The 7,330-nt window shown below is 70.5% G+C and carries 7 protein-coding genes; 4 read left to right on the forward strand and 3 right to left on the reverse strand.

Translation table 11 applies throughout. From position 1 onward, the window contains the following. Positions 1-368 precede the first annotated feature (368 nt). Positions 369-1,454 (forward strand): hypothetical protein, encoded by a 1,086-nt coding sequence (locus ABD323_RS10605; RefSeq protein ID WP_344441053.1) that lies wholly within the window; start codon positions 369-371, stop codon positions 1,452-1,454. 110 nt (positions 1,455-1,564) lie between these two features. Here ABD323_RS10605 and ABD323_RS10610 read toward each other — a convergent pair whose 3' ends face one another. Next, positions 1,565-2,530 carry a hypothetical protein gene (locus ABD323_RS10610; protein WP_344441054.1) on the reverse strand — a complete coding sequence of 322 codons (966 nt, stop codon included), beginning with the start codon at positions 2,528-2,530 and terminating at the stop codon, positions 1,565-1,567. 274 nt (positions 2,531-2,804) lie between these two features. Further along, entirely contained in the window at positions 2,805-3,671 is an 867-nt protein-coding gene (locus ABD323_RS10615) for a MerR family transcriptional regulator (RefSeq protein WP_344441055.1), read from the reverse strand. A 130-nt stretch (positions 3,672-3,801) separates the two neighbouring features. On the opposite strand from ABD323_RS10615, the gene ABD323_RS10620 reads away from it, so the two are divergent. The 3 genes from ABD323_RS10620 to ABD323_RS10630 all read left to right on the forward strand — a co-directional run bounded on the left by ABD323_RS10620 (position 3,802) and on the right by ABD323_RS10630 (position 5,845). Further along, positions 3,802-4,173, forward strand: coding sequence for a nuclear transport factor 2 family protein (locus ABD323_RS10620; protein ID WP_344441056.1), 372 nt, complete (start codon positions 3,802-3,804; stop codon positions 4,171-4,173). 128 nt (positions 4,174-4,301) lie between these two features. After that, entirely contained in the window at positions 4,302-5,252 is a 951-nt protein-coding gene (locus ABD323_RS10625; RefSeq protein WP_344441057.1) for an alpha/beta hydrolase fold domain-containing protein, read from the forward strand. A gap of 176 nt (positions 5,253-5,428) precedes the next feature. Beyond that, positions 5,429-5,845 carry a YybH family protein gene (locus ABD323_RS10630; RefSeq protein WP_344441058.1) on the forward strand — a complete coding sequence of 139 codons (417 nt, stop codon included), beginning with the start codon at positions 5,429-5,431 and terminating at the stop codon, positions 5,843-5,845. 332 nt (positions 5,846-6,177) lie between these two features. On the opposite strand, the gene ABD323_RS10635 is transcribed toward ABD323_RS10630, so the two are convergent. Then, positions 6,178-7,330: FAD-dependent oxidoreductase (locus ABD323_RS10635; RefSeq protein WP_344441059.1), on the reverse strand; the 1,153-nt coding region annotated here is incomplete at its 5' end.

Here is a 7,330-nt window from a genome sequence, read left to right on the forward strand (position 1 = left end):
TCCCCTGAAAACTCTGCTCCCGCTCACTGTCCTCAGGCAGTTTCCGCGCCCCTCCCGGACCCGCACCGGGCTCGCGCGACCTCGGCCGACTCGTCCGTGTGGACGTCGCCGTACCGCTGCAGCAGCCTCCTGGCAAGCAGCGGCGCACGCGAACACGAGCGGTGACATCGGCGATGGCAGCGCCGCTCGATCAGTGCGCGGTCAAGGTCGTTGTCGCCGGACGGAGGCCACTGCTAGCTTCCCACCTTGTCCGTGGCATGCAGACCGGTCGACAGAATCAACTGGTGCTGTGCTGCGGGCAGTTCCGCGTAGATCCCGGCGGCCACCACCCCCATGCCGCCGGGCCTGTCGAACACGAGAGGACTCGCATGAACCACGGGACGACCCCCACCGTCCGTCGCCGCGCCGTACGGACCTCGGTGGCCGCCGCCCTCGGCGTCGCCTTGCTCGCCATCAGCCCGACGATCTCCTCGGCCGCCACCGGCGCACCGGGCGCGACCGCGCACCGGCACGGCGTCCTGCCGACCGTCGCCAACGCCCATGCCGTCGGCCAGGCGCGCCACGGCGGCAACACGCTGGCCTACGGCGGCGGCATCGACGGCACAGGCGTGATGAGCGGCCACCCGAAGGTGTACGTGGTCTTCTACGGCAACCAGTGGGGCTCCCAGGGCACCGACGCCAACGGCAACCTGACCTTCAGCAACGACCCGTCACACGGCGCGCCGGTCGCCCAGAACATGTTCAAGGGCATCGGCACCGGCAGCGAGCAGTGGTCGGGCACCATGACCCAGTACTGCGACGGCCCGCTGGTCGCCACCAATGCCACCACCTGCCCGTCAGGGGCCGCCCACGTGCCCTACCCGACCGGCGGGGTGCTGGCCGGCGTCTGGTACGACAACGCCGCAGCCTCACCGGCGGCCGCCACCGGCCACCAGCTCGGCGTCGAGGCCGTCAACGCCGCCGCGCACTTCGGCAACACCACTGCGGCCGCCAACCGGTACGCGTACTACGTGATCGTCTCCCCCCACGGCACCAACCCGGACAACTACCAGGGCGCGTACTGCGCCTGGCACGACTACAACGGCGACTCCACCCTGACCGGTGGCGCCGTCACCTCCCCCTACGGCGACGTCGCCTTCAGCAACCAGCCGTACAACATGGACTCCGGCGCCGGCTGCGGCGTCAACTTCCTCAACTCCGGCAGCGCGGGCACCCTCGACGGCTGGACGATGACCCTCGGCCACGAGTACTCCGAGACCATCACCGACCAGAACCCGGCGGGCGGTTGGACCAACCACACCACCGGCGCGGAGAACGCCGACGAGTGCGCCTGGCTCAAGGGCGTGACCGGTGGCGCCGGCAACGTGAAGATGGGCAACGGCACCTACACCGAGCAGGGCAGCTGGTCCAACGACACCAACGCCTGCGCGCTGACCCACCCGACCGTCGGCTGACCCACCCGGCCCGACACATCGCACCACCGTGATCGGCGTGCGCCCCGACCCCGCACTGGCGAATTCCCGGGGCCGGGGCGCACGCGCGTCGCCTTCCAGCAGATGGCCGATCACCGCCCAGGGCCCGGAGGACTCCCCCGCCACTCCCAACGGATACCGAGGCGACCGGGGTCGAGGTCCTGCCAGACACCGCAGGCGCGGCTGTACTCGTCCAGGGCGACCACTCGCTCCACGGCCGGGTCCGTACCGGGCGAGGTGAACCGCACACAGCGCGCGGGCAGAACCGGGCGGGTGAACTCGACTTCGAGCACGTACTCCCGGACCGGGTTCCGCAGCCACACCTCCCACTGCTGCTCCTGCGGGAAGGGGGCCGGGAAGTCGACCGCATGCTCGAGCACCACGGTGTCGCCGAGCCGCAGAGCATGCCCGAACAGGAGTTCCGCGACGATGAACCCGGCACGGCGGTCGACGACCGTGCGGCCGATCGTGCAGCCGCGCAGCGGGCGAACGACGATGGCACCGGCGGGCTCGGCGGTGTAGACCACAACAAGCCCACGGGGTCCGTCGGCACTGGCCCGCAACACGGTGCGACTCCACAGACTGCGGATGCGACGGTTGCGGCCGATGCGCAGCCGGTTGTGCATCGACAGTCGCAGCAGCAGTTCATCGCCGTGCATGTCGAACTTGCGCAGCTCATCGAGAACTGACGTGGCATCACCGAGGAACGCGGCACGCTCCAGCAACGGGCCCACCACGGCCCGGCGACCACGCCGCCTCGGCGGCCCCAGCAACGCGGCCAGCGCTCCGCTCTCCACCCCGAGGATCTCCTCCAGGACAGCTATCGCCTCAAGGGAAGCGGCACTCTCGGGCTGGTGGCGCCCCGACTGCCAACTGCTCAAGCTGCCCAGACTCACCGGGGTGCCCCTCGAGCGAAGCCGGTAGCAGATCCGCTCCAGGCCCAGACCACTGGCCTGGATCGCGACCCGCAGCGCGGCGGGAAAGGGCCCCGCCGCCAGCAGACGGTCGAGGTCGGTGCGTGCTGAGACGGTATCGGGGTTGGTTGAACCGGGTGCCACGCTAGGGACTCCCATCAACGATCGCAGCCGGCAACAGGCTTGCGGGACTGAACGCCAATCGAGCCTAACCGAGGTCGTGCACGTCGCGGTGGCCTCGGGAGTCGGGTCCTTGCGTCGGTACCGCGCCATGCCGTCAGCTTCCGGCACCGGTCGGGGGTCCGGCGCCTGCGAGAAGCAGCCGCTCGCGCCGTCCCGGACACGCCGCCATCTCTGACGCCTCCACGGGTGCTCCGCTGTGACAGCTTCTGCAGTTCGCGAGTAGCGACAGCGCCCTTTACCGGCCGCCGTCGCCCGTGGACACCGGGGGTTCGTCGGGGACTGGTCCGGTGTGGAAGATCGGCCAGCAGATCTCGGTGCGCCACTCGGCCGCCTCTGCGCTCTCGTGGCGCCCGACGGGGTAGTACTCGCGGATCGGGCCGTCCACGGCCAGGGCATGTTCAGCGACGTACGTGCCGAGGGCTCCGTAAGCCAGGTCGATGTTCGCATGCGGGCCGCGGTGCACAATCGTCGCCAACTCGACCGCCGGAATGACCAGCGCGTCGACCCGACCCATCGGGCGTACGGGTCCGGCGCACGGCACGAAGATCGTCGCCGGTCCGTACCCGTGGGTGAACAGGTCGGTACTGAAGATCCCGCCGGCCGACGCGTCGGCGGCCAGGCCCTGGGCGTCGAGCGTCGCGTAGATCTCACCGAGCGCACCCTGGTACCAGGTCAACGCCTCGGCGACGTCCACCGTCTCGGTGATCGCAGCCGCCGGCGTGGCCGGAACGCTCCGGCGTCCGATCTCGGCCCGGGTACCGCCCGGCGGGCGGGTGAGCAGGTCGCGCAGCGAGGCGACCGCAGACTGGCTGCGCTCCAACTCCTGCTCCATCTGGTTCAGGTGCGCGGCCAGCAGCGCATTGCGGGTGTCGAGGTCGGGGGCGGCCAGCACCCTGGCGATCTGCTCGACCGGCATGTCCAGGGCGCGGAAGCGGCGGATGATCTGCGCGGTCGGGATCTGCGCGGTGGTGTAGTGCCGGTGGCCGGTGTGCCGGTCCACCTCGTCCGGTTCCAGCAGGCCCACCTGGTGGTAGTAGCGCAGCGTCTTCACGCTCAGGTGCGTGGCCCTCGCGAAGTCCCCGATCGGCAGTGTCGCGTCCATGCCTGCCACTGTGCCACCTCCCCCAAGGGGAGATGCACGGGCGCGCGCGGGTCTTGCACCTCTCGTCGGGGCACGCCCGAGCCTGCTTGCAGGCGGTCGACCGGACCGCCGGCCGAAGGGAGCCACAACGATGACCACGCCCACGAGCACCGCCCTGCCGCCCGTCGTCGCCGAGTACCTGGCGGCGGTCAACGCCTTCGACCTGGACCGGATGGTCGCCACCTTCGCCGAGGACGCCTACGTCAACGACGCGCGCCGTGAGATCGGCGGCATCGCAGCCATCCGGGCCTGGGCCGAGAAGGAGATGATCGGCGACCATGTCACGATGCAGCCGATCGAGGTCGTCGCGCACTACGGCCAGACCATCGTGCGCTCGCGCTATGACGGCACCTACGACAAGACCAACCTCCCGACCGAACTGGTGATGTCGGACTACTTCAGCGTGCGCGACGGCAAGATCGTCAGCCTCGCCGTGATCCGCAACCAGCCCTCCCCGTACTGACAGACACCGCCGTGTCCGGCCCGCCCGAGGCCCGCGGCGCACGCAACCGGGCCCCCGACCCGCCTGCGCCGCCACTTGATTGCGCACCCATCCGTCCACCTCCGGAAGGAAGGCGGGAACCACTTCCCATGAACTACACCCTCGACCCCGAACTCGTCCCCCTCCTGGCCGCCCGCACCGAGCCGGCCGCCGGCGAACCCGCCCGCGAGCGCGGGGACTGGAGGTCGATTCGCGAGGCCGGCAACCTCGGCCAGGCCGCCATGGCGGCCCTGGTCCCCCCGGTCACCGGGATCAAGACCGCCACATACTTCGCCACGGCGCCCGACGGCGCCCGGATCGAACGGCGCTGGTACACCACTGGCGAGACCACCGCGCCCGGCCCGGCCGTGCTCTACGCCCACGGCGGCGGCATGATCCTGGGCGACCTGGACGCCTACGACACCCTGCTCTCCCGGTACGTCGCGCACAGTCGGGTGCCGTTCCTGTCCGTCGGCTACCGCCTGGCCCCCGAGGCGACCGGCACCATGCTCGCCGAGGACGTCTTCGCCGGCCTGACCTGGCTCACCGACCACGCGCACGAACTGGCCGTGGACACCGGACCCATCGCGGTGATGGGCGACAGTGGCGGCGGCGCACCCGCCGCGGCCACCGCCGTCCTGGCCCGCGACCGGCACATCCCCGTGGCTGGGCAGATCCTGGTCTATCCCATGCTCGACGACCGCAACCAGGGCCCCGACCCGGCCCGCGAACCCTTCCTGACCTGGACCTACGACGACAACTGCATCGCCTGGAAGGCGGTGCTCGGCGACACGTTCCACACCGCGGATGTCTCCCCGATCGCCGCACCGGCCCGCCTGACCGACTTCACCAAACTGGCCCCTGCCTCCATCGACACCCGTGACCTCGACATCGTCCGCGACGAGGACATCGCCTACGCCGCGCGCCTGGCCGCCGCGGGCGTCCTCGTCGAACTGCACGTCCATCCCGGGGTCCCGCACGGATGGGACCGCCTCGCCCCCCAGTCCGGGGCCGCCCGACGGGCGTTCGCCGACCGCATCCGCACCCTGGCGGCCCTCTGAGTGACCGGCTTGTCGGGGGAAGCCCCCGATGCCCAGCGCTGACGGCAGATCCTGGGCACCTGATCTCCCCCAGGGGAGATCTCGTCGCGGGGCTGGGTCTTACACCTCCCCTGACGGCACGCAGCAGGGTTGTCCGTAGCGACCGATCGGGGCCGCGAGACGAAGGGAGCAGAGTCATGACGACGACCGAGCAGGACCAGGAAGCCATCATCGCCATCGTCCGCGAGATGGCGGCGTCGATGACCGGTGCGCAGAGCACCCGGCACTGGGCGTTCGACGTGCTGTGGTTCGACATCCCCCCGTTCGCGTCCAGGGGCGTCGCCCCGGCGCGCAAGCTGTTCGACGACACCTTCGCCAACTTCGAGTCCTGCAACGTCGAGATCCTCGAACTGGATGCGAAGGTCAACGGGGACATGGGCATCGTCTGCACGGTGCAGAGCACGACCATCGTGCTCAAGAACGGCTCCACCAAGCACGTCATGGTCCGGCAGACCGACTGCTTCGAGCGGCGTGAGAACGACTGGGAACTGATCCACCAGCACGCCTCCGCCCCCGCCGGCGGCGAGTGGGACGGCAAGATCACCACCGTGTAGGGCCTGATCTGCGACGTGACCGGCCTCCCTGCCGAGCGGATCTCCTCGACGAGGCGGCGCCCCCGACGGCAGACTCCCCCAGCCTCGCACGCAGGCAGCAGCCGAGCCCCGTTATCCACGATTGGCGAGTTGACGGAGTGGATGGGGGTGCGGACCAGGTCGACGGCGTCCGGGAAATGGCGCGGTGACGGCCGGGGTTCGCGTTGCGGACGTCCACCGGATCGGCGCCGAGCGTGATCACTCGCAGGCATGCCCGAGAGGACTGCAGGAGCCATGGCCTCCTGAGTTCGGCGACGGCCTGCGACGAGTGCTCCTCGTCGAGCTCCCCGCACTCATGCTGCCCGAAGCAACGCTCGCCCGAGCACAGCCGGCCGCATCAGCTTCGAAGGCGGATCGAGTAGCGCCAGGACCCGGATGAGCTGGGCCGCGACCGTTGGGTCGGTAGCCGCCGCGGTCATCAGCCGGCTCATCATGGCGCCTTGCATCTTCTGCGTCAGGTTCGCAGGTTGTCCCGGCTGGCCGGCCATCCCCCACGGTGCGGTCAGAACACGCGTCGCCCGGGTGAAGAAGTTCGCGGCGACGTCGCGCCGGCCGGCTGAGAGCGTGTCGCGCAGCGCGCGGGCCTCCATCGCCGCCACCGTCAGGCCCTGCGCGTTGACCGGGCTCAACGAGCACAGTGCGTCCCCGACGACGACCAGCCCGTCCGGGATACCGGCGAGTTGGTCGTACCGTCGCCACCGGGTCGCGGGAAAGCGGTACGCGACGATGTCGCTGAGCGCCTCGGCGTTCCTCAGTGCCGAGACCACGTCGTCCGGGGCCGCCATGGCGATGAACTCCGCGAATCCGGCCTCGTCGGTCGGGGGAGGCGCGGCAGGGCCGGTCCCGGTGACGGTCAGGACGTGCTGGCCCTCCTCGACCGCCAGCAACAGCAGTCCGCGGCCGTTGGCCTTGACATCGCCGCCGATGAGCAGCGCCCGATCGTGCTGGGGCGGGAGCCGGACAAGCCGGCTGGCGTAGGCGACGTCGACGTTGACGCGTTCCTCAGCGGGACGTTCGTACCCGAGTTGCTCGAGCCAGACCGGCGTGCGGCTGCCCCGGCCCATCGCATCGACCACCAGGTCGGCATTCAATGTCTCGTCGCTGCTGCTGGGCTCCTGGCGCAGGACGCGTACGCCCGTGATCCGCCGGTCATCGCCGATCAGCCCGACCACGTCAGCGCCGAGCACCATCCGCACGGCGTCCTGGGCGACCAGCCGCCGGCGCAAGTGGCGCTCGTAGAACGGCCGGGTGGCGTGGACGGAGTGCGCACCAACCGGCACCCGCGGCAATTCCTTCCCGCCGAGGTAGAAGCGGTAGTCCGACAGCACATCCGCCACAATCGCGCCGTCGGCGCTCATCTCGTCGATCAGACCGGGAAAGACCTCGTCGACGACTCGGGCGCCGGCCGGAAGCAGGTTGTGGGCGTGTCGGCCCTGAGGGACGCCC

It is taken from the genome of Kitasatospora nipponensis (genome assembly GCF_039528135.1).
Classification (GTDB): Bacteria; Actinomycetota; Actinomycetes; order Streptomycetales; family Streptomycetaceae; genus Kitasatospora; species Kitasatospora nipponensis.